Genomic DNA, 17,105 nt, shown 5'->3' on the forward strand with positions numbered 1-17,105 from the left:
CTGCGCGCCAGGCGGATGCCGCCTTGCCGGTCCGCCTAGTTGTACTGCTGGTTGTACTCGTAGCCGGACTGGCTGCCCGTCGTCACATAGATGCGCTTGCCCATCAGATAGGTCTTCTCGACGGCGCGGTCGTCGCCCAGCATCTGCAGCGCGAACAGCTTGTCTTCGATGGTGGTGGCGCGCTGCATGCGCACGCGCATCAGGTCGGTGGCGTTCGGATTCACGACAATGAAGTCGGCCTCATTGCCGACCTTGAAGCTGCCGATCTTGCTGTCCAGGTCCAGCGCCCGGGCCGCACCCAGGGTCGCCAGGTAATAGGCTTTGAGCGAAGTCAGCGGACGGCGTTCGTCCGGCGTGTCGGTGAACGCCTTGTGCAGCTGGGTCACCTTGTAGGCCTCGTTCATGGTCTGCAGCGCCGAGAAGCTGGTGCCGGCGCCGACGTCGGTGCCGAGGCCGACGCGCACGCCGTAGGCTTCGGCTTTCTGCAGGTCGAACAGGCCGCTGCCCAGGAAAAGGTTGGAGGTAGGGCAGAACGCCACCGCCGACTGGGTCTGCGCCAGCGAGGCGAACTCGTCATCGCGCAGGTGCACACCGTGCGCGTACACCGAGCGCTTGCGCGACAGGCCGGCGCGGTTGTACACGTCGAGGTAGCCGGTCGATTCCGGGAACAAGTCCTGCACCCAGGCGATCTCGCCCTTGTTCTCGGATAAATGGGTGTGCATGTAGACGTCCGGGAATTCCTGCAGCAAACGCGCCGCTTCGGCCAGTTGCGCCGGGGTGGAGGTGGGCGCGAAGCGCGGCGTCACCGCGTACAGCGCGCGGCCCTTGTTGTGCCAGCGCTGGATCAGCGCCTTGCTGTCGGCGTAGGAGCTGGCGGCCGTGTCGAGCAGGTAGTCGGGCGCATTGCGGTCCATCATCACCTTGCCGGCGATCAGCCGCATATTGCGGACCTGCGCCTCCTCGAACAGCGCATCCACCGACTGCGGATGGACGGTGCCGAACACCAGCGCGGTGGTGGTGCCGTTGCGCGCCAGCTCGTTCAGGAATACCTTGGCCACGCTTTTGGCATAGGTCTTGTCGGCGAACTGCTTCTCGGTGGGGAAGGTGTAGGTCTCCAGCCACTGCAGCAGCTGCTGGCCGAAGGAGGCGATCATTTCGGTCTGCGGATAATGCACGTGGCTGTCGATGAAGCCGGGCATGATCAGCTTGCCGGAATAGTCGACCACGTTCACCTGCTGGTTGGCGGCCAGCACCTGGGCTGCGGGCCCGACGGCTTTGACCTTGCCGTCCGTGCCCACCAGCAGCACGCCGTCTTCATAGTATTCGTAGGGCTGGGCGCTGGTGGCGGGATCGGCCACGAAATGCAGCACCGAGCCACGGTAGGCGGTGCTTTGATATTGATTCTGACTCTGGGCGTATGCAGGGAAGGCCAGCGCTACTGCGGCTGCGCATACTGCGGTTACTAGTTTCATTGAAGTCTCCATATAGAAATTATTGCGGCAAAGGGCTTGCCGAAATCGAATTTAATGGAGCGCCTCGTGGGTACTATAGCGATCGGGATATGTGGCTATTTTTCCCGGCTGCTAAGCCTGCGGGCCGGACTGCGATAAGGCGTGTTCGGCCGGGAAGAAGATGATATTTCCGCCGACAAATTTTTCCTTGTCGCCGAAGTGCGCCCGGTTGGAATGGATCTCCCGCTTGAACCCGGCCAGCGGTAGCCATGTCCCGGCGAACCTGAACCAGCCGACGTAGGCATGCCGGGTAAGGAAGCTGAAGACTTCGGGCAGCGCGTCGTCGTATTTCAGCGGCGACACTTCGGTCAGGATGGTCGGGCGGCAGCGCCTGATCGTTTCCATCGCGCCGCGCAGCACTTCGCGCTCATGCTGTTCCACGTCGACTTTCAGGAAGCCGATGTTGTCGAAGCGCTGGGAATCGATGGTGACCGATTTGATCGGAAAATCCCTGGTCGAACACTGGAAGTTCTGCACGATGCTGGACAGTTCGTGCAGCTCATTGCCTTGCGCGTCGATCGGCATCTTGAGTACGACTTCGCCCAGCTTGTCCGACAGCGCCAGGTTGCGCACCACCACCTTGGGGAATTGCCGGCTCAGCCTGGTCGCCAGATTGGGATTCGGCTCGAAAGCATACACGCGCCTGGCATGTTTCCTCAGGAAATAAGTGTAGGTGCCGATGTTGGCGCCGGCGTCGATGGCGTCACGCCCGGCAGAGGACAGCTGGGAAAGCAGCCGGATCTCCGGTTCGCCGCGGTGGTAGTGGTCCCAAGCTTGCAAATGGACCAGCAACTGCCGGGGCAGGGCCTTCTTGATGAATACCTTCAGATTGCGCATGTCTACCCTCCGTTCGCAAAAGGGAATGGCTACTCTGCAGCGTATCAGTGCTTGCCGCGGCGTTGTCATCCCCATGCGCGGAGGGATTGATGTAGCGCAAAGGATCCGGCGAAACCCGGTCAGCTGAAGGCGACGCGCATGATGGCGGCGCTGGCTTCCTGTTGCAGCTCGGCCAGCTCTTCATGCTTGGGCCGGGTGTCGGACAGGAATATCATCAGCCCTATCATTTGGGAGACGATCAGCGCGCCGCGTATTTCGCACTGGCGCAGCGGCATCTCGGGCGCGATGTCGCGCATCAGGTTGCGCAAGGTGCGGCGCGCGCGCGTGAGCATGTTGTCGAACATCTGCGCGGCATAGGCGTGGCGGTTGGCCAGCGCCGCGATCTCGAAGAACAGGCCGCTGGAAATCTGGTCGCGCAAGTCGTCCAGGAAGAAGTCAATGATGGACTGGAACACCGCCATGCCCGAACTGTCGCCGCGCTGGGCCAGGCGCTGGTCGATGCCGGCCTGGTAGCCGTCGAAGGCCTGGTTCAGCAGCGCTTCCAGCAAGACTTCCCGGCTTGGATAGTAATGCTGCACGTTGGACAGGCTGACGCCCGAGCGCAAGGCCACACTGCGCATCGACAGCGCGCCGTAGCCTTCGGTGCCGAGAAGCTCGCGCGCCACGGCCAGGATAGCGCCTGCCCGTTCATGGCCCTTGGCGGTGGTGTTCGATTCCTTGCTGCGCAGGACGGTGGAGCGTTGCGTGTTCATGACGGGGGCCGCACATTTCGAAAACCCGATATTGCGCTAATTCATAAAATAGGTCAACATACCTAAAAAATATAGGTCGCATGACCGAAAACATTGGAGACACGCATGATCCCCCGCACCCTGTTCACCGAAGAGCACGACATGCTGCGCGAGTCCGCGCGCCGCTTCATGGAAACCGAAGTCCTGCCGCACCACGAACGCTGGGAGGAGCAAGGCTATGTGGACCGCGAAGTCTGGCTCAAGGCCGGCGCGGCCGGCTTCCTGTGCGCCAGCATGCCGGAGCAGTACGGCGGTGCCGGCGCCGACCGCCTGTACAGCGTGGTGCTGATGGAGGAGCAGGCCCGCATCAACGCGACCGGCCTCGGCTTCGGCCTGCATTCGGAGATCGTCGCGCCCTACATCCTGCACTACGGCAGCGATTACCTGAAGTCGCACTACCTGCCCAGGCTGGCCACCGGCAAGATGGTGGGCGCCATCGCCATGACGGAGCCCGGCACCGGTTCCGACCTGCAGGGCGTGCAGACCAATGCGCTCAAGGGCGTGGACGCGGACGGCGAACACTACATCCTGAACGGTTCCAAGACCTTCATCACCAACGGCTGGCACGCGGACCTGGTGATTGTCGTGGCCAAGACCGATCCGGCCGCCGGCAGCAAGGGCATCAGCCTGTTCGTGGTCGACACCGCCATGGCCGGCTTCTCCAAGGGCAAGCGCCTGAAGAAGGCCGGCATGAAGGCGCAGGACACCTCCGAGCTGTTCTTCGACAATGTGCGCGTGCCGGCCGCCAACCTGCTGGGCGAAGAGGGGCGCGGCTTCGCCTACCTGATGCAGGAGCTGCCGTGGGAGCGCATGCAGGTGGCGCTGATCGCGGTGTCGTCGGCCGAGGCAGGCTTGGCCTGGACGCTGGAATACACCCGCGAACGCAAGGCATTCAAGCGCGCGCTGACGGAGTTCCAGACCGTGGCGCACACGCTGGCCGAGATCAAGACCGAAATCACCGTCATGCGCGTGTTCGTGGACCGCTGCATGGAGTTGCTGCTGGAGGGCAAGCTGGACACGGCCACCGCCTCGATGGCCAAGCTGGCCGCCACCGAGATGCAGTTCAAGGTGCTGGACCGCTGCGTGCAGCTGCACGGCGGTTACGGTTATATGTGGGAATACCCGATCACGCGCGCCTGGGCCGACGCCCGCGTGCAGCGCGTCTACGGCGGCACCAGCGAGATCATGAAAGAACTCATCAGCCGCAGCCTGTGAGCTGTCATTCCCGCGAATGCGGGAATCCATAGGGCGCATGCCCACCGATAAAGCATGGTCCGCAACGACCGCCCCGACTGAGCAGGGCGACACTTGGAGCCAACAATGGAAGCATTCATCTACGACGCCGTCCGCACCCCGCGCGGCAAGGGCAAGAAGGACGGTTCGCTGCACGGTGTGACGCCGATCCGCCTGGCTGAAACAGCGCTGCGCGCCATCGCCGTGCGCAACGCGCTCGACACCGCGCTGGTGGACGACGTGGTGCTGGGCTGTGTCGAGCCGGTCGGCGAGCAGGGCGCCTGCATCGGCCGCATCGCCGTGCTGGCGGCCGACTACGCCGAGAGCGTGGCGGGCGTGCAAATCAACCGCTTCTGCGCTTCCGGCCTGGAAGCTTGCAATATGGCGGCCGCGCAAGTGATGGCCGGCCAGTCCGACCTGGCCATCGGCGGCGGCGTGGAAGCCATGTCGCGCGTACCCATGGGCGCCGGCGGCTGGGCGTGGCCGGTCGATCCGCAAGTGGCCTTCAAGACCCACTTCGTGCCGCAAGGGATCTCGGCCGACGCCATCGCCACCCTCCACGGCTACAGCCGCGCCGACGCCGACGCCTACGCGGCCGCAAGCCAGCGCCGCGCCCACCATGCCCGGCAGCAGGGCTGGTTCGACCACAGCGTAGTGCCGGTGGTGGACCGCAACGGCCTGGTGATGCTGGCGCGCGACGAGTTCATCAAGCCCGACACCACGGCCGCCTCGCTGGGGGCGCTCAAGCCTGCCTTCGCCGACATGGGCGAGCAGTTCGGCTTCGACGCGGTGATCCGCAAGCGCTACCCCGAAATCGAGCTGATGCAGCACATCCACCACGCCGGCAACAGTTCCGGCATCGTGGACGGCGCGGCGGCCGTGCTGATCGGCAATCGCGAGGCGGGAGCGCGCGCCGGACTGAAACCGCGCGCGCGCATCCGTTCCTTCGCCTCCATCGGTTCCGAGCCATCCATCATGCTCACCGGCCCCAGCTACGCAGCCGAGAAGGCGCTCAAGCGCGCCGGCATGACGGCGGCCGACATCGACCTGTGGGAACTGAACGAGGCCTTCGCCGCCGTGGTGCTGCGCTTCATGGAAGTGCTGGCCGTGCCGCACGACAAGATCAACGTGAACGGCGGCGCCATCGCCATGGGCCATCCGCTGGGCGCGACCGGCGCCATGATACTGGGCACGCTGCTGGACGAAATGGAACGGCGCGGCGTCGCCACGGGCCTGGCCACGCTGTGCGTGGGCGCCGGCATGGGCACGGCCACCATCATTGAACGCATTTAAGGAACAGCCATGATCAATCTGCATATCGACGCGGGCGGCATCGCCACGCTGAGCTGGGACATGGCTGGCCGCAGCCAGAACGTATTGAACGGCGAAAGCTGCCAAGCCTTGTGCGGCGCCATTGACCAGGTGGCGGCCGATCCCGCCGTCAAGGCCGTCCTGATGACGTCGGCCAAGCCGGACTTCATCGCCGGCGGCGACCTCGAATGGCTGCTCGACAGCAGCGACGCGGGCGTGCTGTTCGCCCGCGTGATGACTTTGCACCGCGCGCTGCGCAAGCTGGAGACCTGCGGCAAGCCGGTTGCCATGGCGCTGCCGGGCTCGGCCCTGGGCGGCGGCCTGGAAGTGGCGCTGGCCGGCCACTACCGCGTGGCGGCGGACAATCCCAAGGCGCGCTTCGGCCTGCCGGAGGTGAGCCTGGGCCTGCTGCCGGGAGGCGGCGGCACACAGCGCTTGCCGCGCCTGATCGGCATCCAGAAGGCGCTGCCGCTGCTGCTTGAGGGCAAGCGCCTGAAAGCAGCCGACGCGCTCAAGGCCGGCATCCTGCACGCGGTGGTGGCGCCGGGCGCCGAGGTGGATGCCGCGCGCGCCTGGTTGAACGATGCCATGCTGGCCGCGCCGTCCGAGCGCGCCCAGCAGCCATGGGACATGAAAGGCTACAAGGTGCCGGGCGGCGCGGTTGCCGCGCCGGCGGTGCAGCAGACCATCATGGCGGCCAACGCCATGGTGCACGCCAGGACTTGGGGCAACTATCCGGCGCCGAAGAATATCCTGTCCTGCGTCTACGAAGGCTTGATCACCGACCTCGACACCGGCCTGGCCACCGAGGCGCGCTATTTCGTGCAGACCGTGCTGTCGCCGGAAGCGAAAAACATGATACGCACCCTGTTCTTCAGCATGGGCGAGGCGAATAAACTGGCCGCGCGCCCGGCCGGCGTGCCGCAGCAGGGCTACGGCAAGATCGGTGTGCTGGGCGCCGGCATGATGGGCGCGGGCATCGCCTACGTGGCGGCCAAAGCCGGGCTGCAGGTGGTGCTGGTCGACCGCACCCAGGCGGACGCCGACAAGGGCAAGGCCTACGCGCAGGCGCTGCTGGACAAGCAGACCGCGCGCGGCCAGATCGCTGCGGGACAGGCGCAAGCCCTGCTGGCGCGCATCAACGCCACCACCGACTATGCGCAGTTGGCGGGCAGCGAGATCGTCATAGAAGCCGTGTTCGAGGACCGCGCGCTGAAGGCGTCGGTCACCGCGCAGGCCGAGGCGGTGCTGGGGCCGGACGCCATCTTCGCGTCCAACACCTCCACCTTGCCGATCACCGGCTTGGCCGAGGCGAGTGCGCGCCCGCAGCAGTTCATTGGCCTGCACTTCTTCTCGCCGGTGGACAAGATGCCCTTGGTCGAAGTCATCGTCGGCAAACAGACCAGCGAGGCCACCCTGGCGCGCTCGCTGGACCTGGTGAAGGCGCTCGGCATGACGCCCATCGTCGTCAACGACGCGCGCGGCTTCTACACCAGCCGCGTGTTCTCCACCTATGTGCTGGAAGGCCTGGCCATGCTGGCCGAGGGCGTGGCACCGGCGCTGATCGAAAACGCCGGCCTGCAGGCCGGCATGCCGGTCGGCCCGCTGGCGCTGACCGACGAGGTGTCGAGCGAACTGATCTGCAAGATCGACTGCCAGACCCGCATCGACCTGGGCGAGGCTTACCAGGCCCGTCCCGGCCACCAGGTGGCGGCGCGCATGGTCGAACTGGGCCGCATCGGCAAGAAAGCCGGGCAGGGCTATTACGACTATCCGGAGGGCGGCAAGAAGCGCTTGTGGCCGGGGCTGGCCGAGCAGTATCCGCGCGCCGCCGCGCAGCCCGACGTGGCGCAGCTGGTCGAGCGCCTGATCGCGGTGCAGGCGGTGGAAACCGTGCGCTGCATGGAGGAGGGCGTGCTGACCACGGCGCGCGACGCCGACGTCGGCGCCATCCTGGGCTGGGGCTTCCCTGCCTTCAGGGGCGGGCCGCTGAGCGAGGTGGACGGCAAGGGCGCCGCCGCGTATGTGGTGCTGTGCGAACGCTTGGCCGCCAACCACGGCGCGCGCTTCGCGGCGCCGGCACTGCTGCGTAGCATGGCGGCGGCGGGCGCGCGCTTTTACGATTAGGGCCGCGCTGGCCGGGCGCGGCAAATGCGCCGGCCTTGCTCCGCTGCCGGTCTACTGTGGCTTGGCCACAATGGCAAACTGGATATGCCTGGTGTCGTCCAGGTAGCGTTTGAACAGGAAATAGGCGATGCGCCGCGGCCACGACGGGTAGCACTCTTCGTTGACCCCGCTGAGGGTCACGATGGAGAGGCCGCTATTGTCGAACAGGCGTAGTGCGCTCTTGCGCGTAAAAAAGCGCAAATGCGTCCGGTCGCGTATGCCGGCCGGTTCGTAGTTGAAATCGCGCTCCCGCATGATATGGACCAGATTGTCGATGTGGCGCAGATTCGGTATCGAGACGATGACACAGCCGGTAGGCTTTAGTTTGCTGGCGGCTAATTTCAGGGCAGCCCACGGGTCTGTCATGTGTTCCAGCACGTCGTTGAACACGATCACATCGAAATAGTGATCCGGCAACGGCAGCGCAGGAGAAAAAAAATCGTTGATCACCCGGTCCAGCGCAGTTGCGGCCACTTCGGCGGTCTGCGGATCCGGTTCAATGCCCCATACCTCTGCCCCGCACTTGTTTTTGACGGCTCGGCCGAATGCGCCAGTGTGGCAGCCGACATCCAGAACACGGCGGGCATCGCCCGGCACGAAGGCCAACATTTCCGGCCGTGGCGAATCAGAATAGGGTGACGAGGCAACAACTGATGACATCGCATCTCCGTTCGGCAAAGACTGCAGGGCGTATTTCGGTGTGAAAAGTGTAGCATGGCCTACTGATGTGTGTGGTAAAAGAGACATCTTTCGAAGCGACTGTTGCGTCCAATTCGCACAGTCTGCGTCAACTGGATTAACAAGAACTGTCTGCACCGCATGCCGCGCAGGCTGGCCACGATCGTGGCTGCTCGCCGTCAGCATGATAAAACTGCATGATAAGATGGCTGCTTGGCCTCGCGGAAGAGGGCACGTAGAAGGAGAGGCGCGGTGACAAAAAGCACGAAAGAGAACGTACGGGTTTTGATCAGTGTGCTTAACTGGAACACGGCGGCAGCCACACTGAGATGCGTCGAAGGTTTATTGAAGCTGCAGACGCCTGCCGATACCACGGTAGAGTGCCTGGTAATCGACAATGGCTCGGCTGATGCCGATTTTTCCTTGCTACAGGGTGGCTTGCCGGATGGCTGCACATTGCTTCGCCACCCGCGCAACCTGGGGTTTGCCGGTGGACATAATGTCGCCTTGCGCAAGGCGATGGCGGCGGGCGTCGAATTCGTCTGGTTGTTCAATAGCGATGCGACGGCGGTGCAGACCCATACCTTGAGTCTGATGCTGGCCGAGATGACGGCCCATCCGCGTTGCGGCGCGGTGTCGCCGACCATGCTGAACCAGGATGGCGAGCTGTATTTCAGCGGCGGCTACCACGACTGGTCGAGCCGCCGCAGTGTCTGGCCGGCGCTGGCCGAGAACGTCGTACAGCAGGACACCATGCCGTTAAACCGCTGGGTTCCTGGCACGGCCTTGCTGTTGCGTACTGCGGCGTTGCGCGATGTCGGTCTGCTGAACGAAAAATTGTTCGCGTATTTTGAAGATGACGATATTGGCGCTCGCCTGGCGGTGGCCGGCTGGTCTAGCAGGGTTGCGTTCGGCGCGGCGGTGCAACATGCCATGCCGCGTTCGGATACAGAGCGCGGGTCCTACTACTTTTACCTCATGCAGCGCAATTACCTGATGTTCTGGTGGGAACACACGCCGCCAGCGCACCGACGCTTATTGTGGCTGCGTTTGCTGGACCAAGGGTTCTACGAAGCCAACAAGCTGTATTTGGCGGGCCATCATGCACATGGCGATGCCAGCCTGTTGGGTTTGTACGATTTCCTGCGGCGTAGCCACGGCGCGCCGGCGTTGGCGCGACCGGTGCCCGGCTGGGTGTGGGTGTGGCGCAAATTGATGGTTATATTGCAGAGGCGCGCGCTCAAGCCGCTGGCGTCTACCTGAGGGGCGAAGGGCGCGCAGAATCCGCCGCGGCGCTAAATCAGACTGCGTACCAAGTGCTTGGGGTTGATGGCGCGTAGCGCCGAGTGGGAGCCGAATAGACGTCTTAGCGTGGCGAGGCCGTTGGCGTAGCCGCGCATTCCGCGCAACGCGCATTGGTAGAGATACTCCTTGCTGAGGCGGCGCGCTTCCAGCAGGCAGGCGGCGCGCTGTTCGGCATCCAACCCGAGGCTGGTATTGGTCAGTACTTTGTGCAGCACCAACAAGCTGTTTCTCGCATTAGCGTACGCATGTTTTTCGTTGCTCAAGTTGTTGTCGTGCCAGCGATACCAAGTGATGGGCGAGGGATGGTAGACGAAGCTGCCCTGAAACAGCAGGCGGATCAGGAATTCGCGGTCTTCGGCGCTGCGCAGGCTGACGTCGAACAAGCCGGACCGCATGGCGGCGGCGCGCGAGAACATGAGACTGGACGGCTTGATGAAATTGCCCTTGACTAGGCGCGCGAAGCGGCCGGTCGTCAATTTCAGGCAGGCCGAACCGGCAATCGCCTGGCCGAGAGCCTTCGAGGGGTTGTCCCAAAACTCGTCGTACAGTCCGCCTTCGCGGCCGCCCTCCAGCAGCAGCCGTCCGGCACCATAGGCCGCCACCGCGTCCTGCTCCAGCGCGGCGGCGGCCACCAGTGCGGCCAAGTGGTCAGGCGTCCAGATATCGTCGGCATCGCAGCAGGCGACCCAGCTTCCGGCCGCCTGGGTGATGCCGAAGTTTCTGCTGGCTGAGGCGCCGCTATTCTCTTGCCTGAACAAGCGCAGTTCGAACGCCGGGCTGGCCGTGTGCGACCAATGCTCTGCCAACTGGTAGGTTTGGTCGGACGAGCCGTCGTCGATAAGCAGCACTTCGCGTGGCGCGCACGTTTGGCGCGCCAGGCTGTCGAGTGCATCGACGATAAAGGCGGCGGCGTTATAGGCAGGAATAATGACCGAGACGTCGCAATGGCTCATGCGATTTTCTCCTTGTTACGTAGCAGGTGCCATAAGACATGGCGCGTATAACCCAGGTAACGCAAGCCGCCCGGCTGCAGCAGGCTGCGCAGGTGGTAGCGCAGCGCGTCCATGCCCTGTGCGCGTTCCAATGCGCGCTCCGAGTAGTCGTGCAGCGCCGCGCTGATGCGGCGCCGGATGATGTGCTGGACCGCTGCTGGCGGGTGTGCGGCCAGCATGCTGTCGTACAGTTGCAGGTAGTGAGCGAAATACGCGTCCGACTGCGACAGCGACCCGGGCGTGACGTGGACCCGGAAGGTAGGCTGTTCCAGGGTGTGCACCGTTTTGCCTGCCATGGCCAGCTTGAACGCCAGCCAGGTCCATTCGGCATAGGGTTTGTAATTCGTGAAGTATTCGGTGTCCACGGCGGACGTGCGGAACAGCGCGTTGCCATTGTGTAGCCAATTTCCATCGAACAGGCCCAGCAACGGTTGCTGCGCCACCTCGCGCAAGTGGCTGTATAGCACTCTCTCTTCCATGCCGCAGCGGCGGAATGCGTTGGTGACGACCAAGTCGGCTCCGGGGTGTGACAATAGTTCGGCGCGCTTCAAATCGGTGGCGCCCGGCAGGTATTCGTCGTCGTCGTCCAGGAAGGAAAAGTAAGGGGTCCGCACCAGCCGGCGCCCTTCCAGCACGGCGTTCGGGGCCGAGCCGAGTTCGGCGTACACGAATTGCACGTCCGGCTGGGCTTTTAGCCAATCGCAGATGCCTTGGTCGAAGCGCGTCCCGTTGACGACAACGATGATTTGTACCGGCAACGCTGACGATGTCCGGATCGAGCGAATACAGCGCCCGATCTCTGCCTGTCGCGATAACTGGGCCGTGCTGGGGACGATGACCGTGACGTCGGAGGTTTCGGAGACCATATAGGTTGATTTCTGTGATTTCATAGAACCCGAATGCGCTTCAGGCAGAAACTTTCCGCACCGCTCGGGCGCGCGCTGAGCCACCACAGCGCCAGCACGATGCCGCAATACCCCAGTGCCCCGGCGGCGGTGTCGAGTGCCAGGCGCAGCGCTGGCGGGCTTAGGCGTAGTTGCTGGTCCACCAATCCCACCAGTAGATACATGCCCGCCGCGCCTATCGCAGGTCGCCAGATCACGCGCAACACATCGGCCCAGGCGAATGGCAACAGACGCTTGGTGGTGCGCATTTCCAGCACGACGTCCAGCAGTTGCGCCGCCAGATAGGCATAGCCCGCGCCGACCATACCGAACTTCAACAGGAAGAAGTATAGCGAAGGAAACAGCACTGCCAAGTAGCATGCCTGTACTTTGGTTACCTCGTGCGGTCTGCCCAAGGCCAGCCAGACCGAGGCGTTGTTAGTTTGGGTGGCGGAGATGGCGCCATTGATGGCCAGGATGGCGATTAGCGGGATCGCCTCCAGCCATTTGCCGCCCAGCAGCGTCTGCACCAGCGGCGTGGCCACGGCAGCGATGCCTATGCCGACCGGCAATATCATCAGCGTGATCATGCCGAGCAGGCGCAAATAGGCATCGGCGATGAGTTGCGGCTCGGCCATGCGGGAAAAACCGGGCATCGCGACCCGGTTGATGGGCGCTACCAGCTCGGTCGACGGCAGGTTGGAAATTTCGTAGGAGACCGCGTACACGCCCAGCCCGCCGGCACCGAACATCCGCCCGATGACAAAGGCACAGCCATCGTGGCGCAGGAAGCCGAGCAGGTTGTTCACCAGCATCCACTTCGAAAACTGGAGCAGCTCGGCAGTTGCCGCCAGCGAGAACCACGGCCGATAGCTGTTCATTGTATAGCTTAGCGCGGAGCCGACCAGACGCCCCAGGCACATGCCCAGGATCAGCGCCCAGTAGGAATGCGTGGCGAAGGCGGTGCCTATGGTCGCCGTGAAGGTAACCAGGCGGCGCACCAGGATGAAGGTAAATTCCTGCTTGAATTGAAGTTCCCTGCGGAAATTAACTACGCCGATGTTGCCAAACGCGCTGACAAAATACATCAGGGACAGCGCGTACATGACGTTGGCCAAGCGTGGCTCGCTATAGTAGACCGCCGCCGGCGCCGCGAGCGCGATCATGCCGACCGTGCAAAACAGACCGAAAATGACGTTGAAGGTCCAGACTGTATCGTAGTGGCGCCGTTCGGCCTGCTGCTTCTGGATCAGGGCCATATCGAAGCTGAATGAACCGAGCAGATCGAGCATGCCGCCAATCGCGGTGGCCATGGCGACCAGTCCAAAATCGCCGGGTACCAGCAGACGCGCGAGAAACAAGGTGCTCACTATGCCGATGACACGGTCCAGCATCCGCGCCGCAATCATCCAAACGATTCCGACTGCCATGCGTTGATTGATTTGCGTCATGTGTATGCGATGCGTAGGCGAAAAGGAAGAGAACTCGAAGGCGGCCAGGACAGGGGCCGCTGATGGTCGCCGTAAGGCTGGCGTGTATTGCGCCTGGAAACGTGAGTTGTCAACATCGCCATGCCGGCCGATTGTCCTAGAACTGGGAAAACCCGTCAAGTGCCACTAAGCAAGTCGACAAGAGGCAAAGCGGACGTTAGCATAGCCTTCGCGCAGCCGAAAGGACATTATGCAAAAACCCGTGCTCTCCGTCATCATGCCGGTCTTTAATACCGGACACTTTCTCAGCGAGGCTGTTTACTCGGTACTGGCGCAGCAAGCGCTTCCGGGCTTCGATTTGCCCGATTTTGAGCTCATCGTGGTGGACGATCACAGCACCGACTCCGTTACTTTAGCCATCCTGGCCGAGATTGATGCCGACCCCAGGGTCAGGGTACTGGGCAATACCCGCAGCAAGGGAGCTGCCGGTGCACGCAACACCGGCATCGATGGCGCGCGCGGCGATTGGATCGGTTTCCTCGATTCGGACGATGTCTGGTTTCCCAATGCGTTGGCGCTACGTTGGCAGATTATCTCTCAGCAGCCTGCGGCACGCTGGGTGGGCGCGCGTTTCCAGTTGCTGCGGCCGCGCGCGAACCAGGCGGGGAGTTCCGGCTACGATGACGTTCAGACTCTAATGGCGACCGCTGCCGTGCCAGCGGCGCCGCCGGCCGCCCGGTGCCTTTCCCGGCCCGTGGCAGAGTTCGCCGACAGTTGCATGGTAGGCATCATGACGGTCATGATCCGCAAGGATTTATTGACCAGCAAAGGGTGCTTCAATGAAGACTTGCCGCGTTCGGAGGATTATCACTTGTGGTTTCAGTGCGCGCTGGACAATGACTTGTGGTTGCTGCCGGCCGAGATCGCCTATTACCGCATCCATGCCGCCAGCCTGACCCATGGCGATGCGCCGCGCCTCCTGCACGAGGACCGGATGTTGGATCTGCTGATGCGCAGCCCAGGCTGGCTGGTGCACCGCTCCTTGCTGCTGGCCCGGTACGACGTGGTGATGCAGGAGCACTGCTATTTTTATCGTGGCCGGGGGCGCCACGGCAGTGCCGCGCGCAGTGCCTGGCGCTGGCTGCGCCGCCGACCGCTGGCGGTGCCCGCCTGGAAGGAGTTGCTGGCAAGTGCGCTGCGGCGCGGCTAGCACGCTATCAGGGCTGTTGGCGGTCCCATCATCGTGGATGAGCACTATTTGCATGGGCGAGCCTGCTTAATCAAGCGCAGCAACGATAAAAAAGCGATAATGAATGTTGTAGCTTTGAGCACTATGTGTAATTGCTTTTCAGCTCATTTTGTTATAAAGCTTGCATTTTTTTGCGGCCTCACCGAGTATGGATGGGATTCTGGATTTGACGTGGAATGCTGAGCTGAAACTGTGTGGTGCGGCCCCAACAATTCACGCCCCCGTCACACCGGCTGCAGCCGCAACCGCTAAAATGGCCAGTTGGGGCAGTCCGATGCATTACCTCAAGAAATTAACATAGTTGATAAAATTGTCTCGCAGGAAATCGAAATGGAAAATGCCAAGGTAGTCGCGGTAGTCGGATTGGGTTACGTGGGGCTGCCCTTGGCGGTCGAGTTCGGCAAACAGCGGGCCACCATCGGGTTTGACCTGTCCGAGCGCAAGATTGCCAGCTACCGCGAATTCATCGATCCGACCGGGGAACTGTCCAGCGACGACCTGCGGGCTGCCACGCAGCTCACCGTCAGCAGCGACCCCGCCGTGCTGGCCGGCGCCGACTACATCGTGGTGGCCGTGCCTACCCCGGTCGACAACGCCCACAATCCCGATTTCACGCCGCTGGTCGGCGCCAGCACCACGGTCGGCCGCCACATGAAAAAAGGCTGCATCGTGGTGTTCGAATCGACCGTCTACCCGGGCGCCACCGAGGAAGTGTGCATTCCCATCCTGGAGCGCGAGTCCGGCCTGAAGTGGCTGCAGGACTTCCACGTCGGCTACTCGCCCGAGCGCATCAACCCGGGCGACAAACTGCATACCCTGACCACCATCCTGAAAGTGGTGTCCGGCGACGACGCCGCCACGCTCGACGAAGTGGCCAAGCTGTACGAATCCATCATCACCGCCGGCGTCTACCGCGCCTCCAGCGTCAAGGTGGCCGAGGCCGCCAAAGTGATCGAGAACACCCAGCGCGACCTGAACATTGCGCTGATGAACGAGCTGGCCGTAATCTTCGACCGCATCGGCATCGACACGCTGGAAGTGCTGCAGGCGGCCGGCACCAAGTGGAATTTCCTGCCCTTCCGCCCGGGCCTGGTGGGCGGCCATTGCATCGGCGTCGACCCCTACTACCTGACCCACAAGGCCGACATGGTCGGCTACCATCCGCAGGTGATCCTGGCCGGGCGCCGCATCAACGACGGCATGGCCAAGTTCGTGGCCGAGAAAACCGTCAAGACCATGATCGCCGCCGGCTGCCACGTCAAGGGTTCGCGCGTCATCGTGATGGGCCTGACCTTCAAGGAAAACTGCCCAGACCTGCGCAACTCCAAGGTGGCCGACATCATCGCCGAGCTGAAGACCTACGGCGTCGAGGTGCACGTGCACGACCCGGTCGCCGAGGCGGACGAAGCCATGCATGAGTACGGTGTCGAACTGGAGCGCTGGGAAGACTTGCCGCGCGCCGACGCCATCGTCGCAGCCGTGCCGCACAAGGAACTGCTGGCGCTGCCGAGCGGCGAGCTGTGCGCCAAGCTGACCCCGCTGGGTTGCTTCATCGACGTCAAGTCGGCATTCGAGCTGGCGCCGCTGCGCGCGGCCGGCCACGCTGTCTGGAGGCTGTGATGGGCGCGTCCGCCCCGGCGACGTCGGCTTTTGCTGAGCTGCAGCGCGAGTTGCGCGGCCAGTCTCGCCACTGGCTGGTGACCGGCGCGGCCGGCTTCATCGGCTCCAACCTGGTCGAGGCGCTGCTCAAGCTGGGCCAGCGCGTAACCGGCCTGGACAACTTCGCCACGGGCTACCAGCACAACCTGGACCAGGTGCGCGCCGCCGTCGCGCCGGCGCAGTGGGAGCAATTCCAGTTCATCCGCGGCGACATCCGCGCGCCGGCCGACTGCGCGCAGGCCTGCGCCGGCGTCGACTACGTGCTGCACCAGGCTGCGCTGGGTTCGGTTTCCCGTTCGATCGAGGACCCGCAAACCACCAACGACGTCAACATCACCGGCTTCCTGAACATGCTGTCCGCCGCGCGCGACGCCGGCGTCAAGCGCTTCGTGTACGCCGCCTCCAGCTCGACTTATGGCGACCACCCTGGCCTGCCCAAGGTGGAAGACCAGATCGGCAACCCGCTGTCGCCGTACGCGGTGACCAAATACGTCAACGAACTGTACGCCGGCGTGTTCGCGCGCTGCTACGGCAGCGAGACGGTCGGCCTGCGCTATTTCAACGTGTTCGGCCCGCGCCAGGACCCGGACGGCGCCTACGCCGCCGTGATCCCGCAGTGGGTGGCCGCGCTGATCCGCAACGAGCCGCTGTTCATCAACGGCGACGGCGAAACCAGCCGCGATTTCTGCTTCATCGACAATGTGATCCAGGCCAACTTGCTGGCTGCCACGGCGTCCGCGCCGGAAGCGGTCAACCAGGTGTACAACGTGGCGGTCAGCCAGCGCACCAGCCTGAATCAGCTGTACGGCATGATGGTGGCCCTGTTGCGGGAACGTTTCCCGCACCTGGACCAGCACCGGCCGCAATATGCCGGCTTCCGGGCCGGCGATGTGCGCCATTCGCTGGCGGACATTGGCAAGGCGGCGCACCTGCTGGGGTTCGCGCCGACCCACAGCATCGAGCAAGGTTTGGCCGTGGCGATGGACTGGTACGTCGGCAGTTTGACGGCCTGAAGACAAGTACAACAAGTACATAGAACGGGCGGGCCTGCGTACGGCC

14 protein-coding genes are annotated in these 17,105 nt (G+C 63.5%); 7 read left to right on the plus strand and 7 right to left on the minus strand.

Annotated features, from left to right (window positions below):
* Positions 1-35: 35 nt before the first annotated feature.
* The 3 genes from guaD to ACSQ8Y_RS25365 all read right to left on the minus strand — a co-directional run bounded on the left by guaD (position 36) and on the right by ACSQ8Y_RS25365 (position 3,100).
* Positions 36-1,472, minus strand: a complete 1,437-nt coding sequence (gene guaD, locus ACSQ8Y_RS25355; RefSeq protein WP_436269169.1) for a guanine deaminase — start codon at positions 1,470-1,472, stop codon at positions 36-38.
* Between the two features lie 111 nt (positions 1,473-1,583).
* Positions 1,584-2,348 (minus strand): FkbM family methyltransferase, encoded by a 765-nt coding sequence (locus ACSQ8Y_RS25360; protein ID WP_436269170.1) that lies wholly within the window; start codon positions 2,346-2,348, stop codon positions 1,584-1,586.
* Positions 2,349-2,467: 119 nt separating this feature from the next.
* Complete coding sequence (locus ACSQ8Y_RS25365; RefSeq protein WP_436269171.1) at positions 2,468-3,100, minus strand: TetR/AcrR family transcriptional regulator; 633 nt, start codon at positions 3,098-3,100, stop codon at positions 2,468-2,470.
* A 105-nt stretch (positions 3,101-3,205) separates the two neighbouring features.
* On the opposite strand from ACSQ8Y_RS25365, the gene ACSQ8Y_RS25370 reads away from it, so the two are divergent.
* The 3 genes from ACSQ8Y_RS25370 to ACSQ8Y_RS25380 all read left to right on the plus strand — a co-directional run bounded on the left by ACSQ8Y_RS25370 (position 3,206) and on the right by ACSQ8Y_RS25380 (position 7,810).
* Complete coding sequence (locus ACSQ8Y_RS25370) at positions 3,206-4,354, plus strand: acyl-CoA dehydrogenase family protein (RefSeq protein ID WP_436269172.1); 1,149 nt, start codon at positions 3,206-3,208, stop codon at positions 4,352-4,354.
* Between the two features lie 105 nt (positions 4,355-4,459).
* A complete protein-coding gene (locus ACSQ8Y_RS25375) occupies positions 4,460-5,665 on the plus strand; it encodes an acetyl-CoA C-acetyltransferase (protein ID WP_436269173.1) in 1,206 nt (401 codons plus the stop codon).
* Between the two features lie 9 nt (positions 5,666-5,674).
* Positions 5,675-7,810 carry a 3-hydroxyacyl-CoA dehydrogenase NAD-binding domain-containing protein gene (locus tag ACSQ8Y_RS25380; protein ID WP_436269174.1) on the plus strand — a complete coding sequence of 712 codons (2,136 nt, stop codon included), beginning with the start codon at positions 5,675-5,677 and terminating at the stop codon, positions 7,808-7,810.
* A 51-nt stretch (positions 7,811-7,861) separates the two neighbouring features.
* Here the strand turns inward: ACSQ8Y_RS25380 and ACSQ8Y_RS25385 are convergent, their stop codons facing one another.
* Positions 7,862-8,509 (minus strand): class I SAM-dependent methyltransferase, encoded by a 648-nt coding sequence (locus tag ACSQ8Y_RS25385; RefSeq protein WP_436269175.1) that lies wholly within the window; start codon positions 8,507-8,509, stop codon positions 7,862-7,864.
* A gap of 270 nt (positions 8,510-8,779) precedes the next feature.
* Between ACSQ8Y_RS25385 and ACSQ8Y_RS25390 the strand changes: the two genes are divergently transcribed.
* Positions 8,780-9,790, plus strand: a complete 1,011-nt coding sequence (locus tag ACSQ8Y_RS25390; protein ID WP_436269176.1) for a glycosyltransferase family 2 protein — start codon at positions 8,780-8,782, stop codon at positions 9,788-9,790.
* 32 nt (positions 9,791-9,822) lie between these two features.
* On the opposite strand, the gene ACSQ8Y_RS25395 is transcribed toward ACSQ8Y_RS25390, so the two are convergent.
* The 3 genes from ACSQ8Y_RS25395 to ACSQ8Y_RS25405 are packed head-to-tail and all read right to left on the minus strand — an operon-like array spanning position 9,823 to position 13,159.
* On the minus strand, positions 9,823-10,785 hold the full coding sequence (locus ACSQ8Y_RS25395) for a glycosyltransferase family 2 protein (protein WP_436269177.1): 963 nt from the start codon (positions 10,783-10,785) through the stop codon (positions 9,823-9,825).
* A complete protein-coding gene (locus ACSQ8Y_RS25400; protein WP_436269178.1) occupies positions 10,782-11,714 on the minus strand; it encodes a glycosyltransferase family A protein in 933 nt (310 codons plus the stop codon). Before ACSQ8Y_RS25400 ends, ACSQ8Y_RS25395 begins: the two co-directional genes overlap by 4 nt.
* Complete coding sequence (locus ACSQ8Y_RS25405; protein WP_436269179.1) at positions 11,711-13,159, minus strand: lipopolysaccharide biosynthesis protein; 1,449 nt, start codon at positions 13,157-13,159, stop codon at positions 11,711-11,713. The genes ACSQ8Y_RS25400 and ACSQ8Y_RS25405 overlap by 4 nt, the downstream gene beginning before the upstream one ends.
* 229 nt (positions 13,160-13,388) lie before the next feature.
* Between ACSQ8Y_RS25405 and ACSQ8Y_RS25410 the strand changes: the two genes are divergently transcribed.
* The 3 genes from ACSQ8Y_RS25410 (at position 13,389) to ACSQ8Y_RS25420 (ending at position 17,059) form a co-directional block, all read left to right on the plus strand.
* Positions 13,389-14,348, plus strand: coding sequence for a glycosyltransferase family 2 protein (locus ACSQ8Y_RS25410; protein WP_436269180.1), 960 nt, complete (start codon positions 13,389-13,391; stop codon positions 14,346-14,348).
* Between the two features lie 369 nt (positions 14,349-14,717).
* Entirely contained in the window at positions 14,718-16,007 is a 1,290-nt protein-coding gene (locus ACSQ8Y_RS25415) for a nucleotide sugar dehydrogenase (protein ID WP_436269181.1), read from the plus strand.
* Complete coding sequence (locus ACSQ8Y_RS25420) at positions 16,007-17,059, plus strand: SDR family oxidoreductase (RefSeq protein WP_436269182.1); 1,053 nt, start codon at positions 16,007-16,009, stop codon at positions 17,057-17,059. The genes ACSQ8Y_RS25415 and ACSQ8Y_RS25420 overlap by 1 nt, the downstream gene beginning before the upstream one ends.
* The last annotated feature ends 46 nt before the right edge of the window (positions 17,060-17,105 follow it).

The organism is Pseudoduganella sp. LjRoot289 (genome assembly GCF_964252925.1).
In the GTDB taxonomy this organism is placed as follows: domain Bacteria; phylum Pseudomonadota; class Gammaproteobacteria; order Burkholderiales; family Burkholderiaceae_D; genus Rugamonas.

Coding starts and splice junctions, on each gene's coding strand:
- guaD (WP_436269169.1), bottom strand. CDS start 1,472: ATGAAACTAGTAACCGCAGTATGCGCAGCCGCAGTAGCGCTGGCCTTC.
- ACSQ8Y_RS25360 (WP_436269170.1), bottom strand. CDS start 2,348: ATGCGCAATCTGAAGGTATTCATCAAGAAGGCCCTGCCCCGGCAGTTG.
- ACSQ8Y_RS25365 (WP_436269171.1), bottom strand. CDS start 3,100: ATGAACACGCAACGCTCCACCGTCCTGCGCAGCAAGGAATCGAACACC.
- ACSQ8Y_RS25370 (WP_436269172.1), top strand. CDS start 3,206: ATGATCCCCCGCACCCTGTTCACCGAAGAGCACGACATGCTGCGCGAG.
- ACSQ8Y_RS25375 (WP_436269173.1), top strand. CDS start 4,460: ATGGAAGCATTCATCTACGACGCCGTCCGCACCCCGCGCGGCAAGGGC.
- ACSQ8Y_RS25380 (WP_436269174.1), top strand. CDS start 5,675: ATGATCAATCTGCATATCGACGCGGGCGGCATCGCCACGCTGAGCTGG.
- ACSQ8Y_RS25385 (WP_436269175.1), bottom strand. CDS start 8,509: ATGTCATCAGTTGTTGCCTCGTCACCCTATTCTGATTCGCCACGGCCG.
- ACSQ8Y_RS25395 (WP_436269177.1), bottom strand. CDS start 10,785: ATGAGCCATTGCGACGTCTCGGTCATTATTCCTGCCTATAACGCCGCC.
- ACSQ8Y_RS25400 (WP_436269178.1), bottom strand. CDS start 11,714: ATGAAATCACAGAAATCAACCTATATGGTCTCCGAAACCTCCGACGTC.
- ACSQ8Y_RS25405 (WP_436269179.1), bottom strand. CDS start 13,159: ATGACGCAAATCAATCAACGCATGGCAGTCGGAATCGTTTGGATGATT.
- ACSQ8Y_RS25410 (WP_436269180.1), top strand. CDS start 13,389: ATGCAAAAACCCGTGCTCTCCGTCATCATGCCGGTCTTTAATACCGGA.
- ACSQ8Y_RS25415 (WP_436269181.1), top strand. CDS start 14,718: ATGGAAAATGCCAAGGTAGTCGCGGTAGTCGGATTGGGTTACGTGGGG.
- ACSQ8Y_RS25420 (WP_436269182.1), top strand. CDS start 16,007: ATGGGCGCGTCCGCCCCGGCGACGTCGGCTTTTGCTGAGCTGCAGCGC.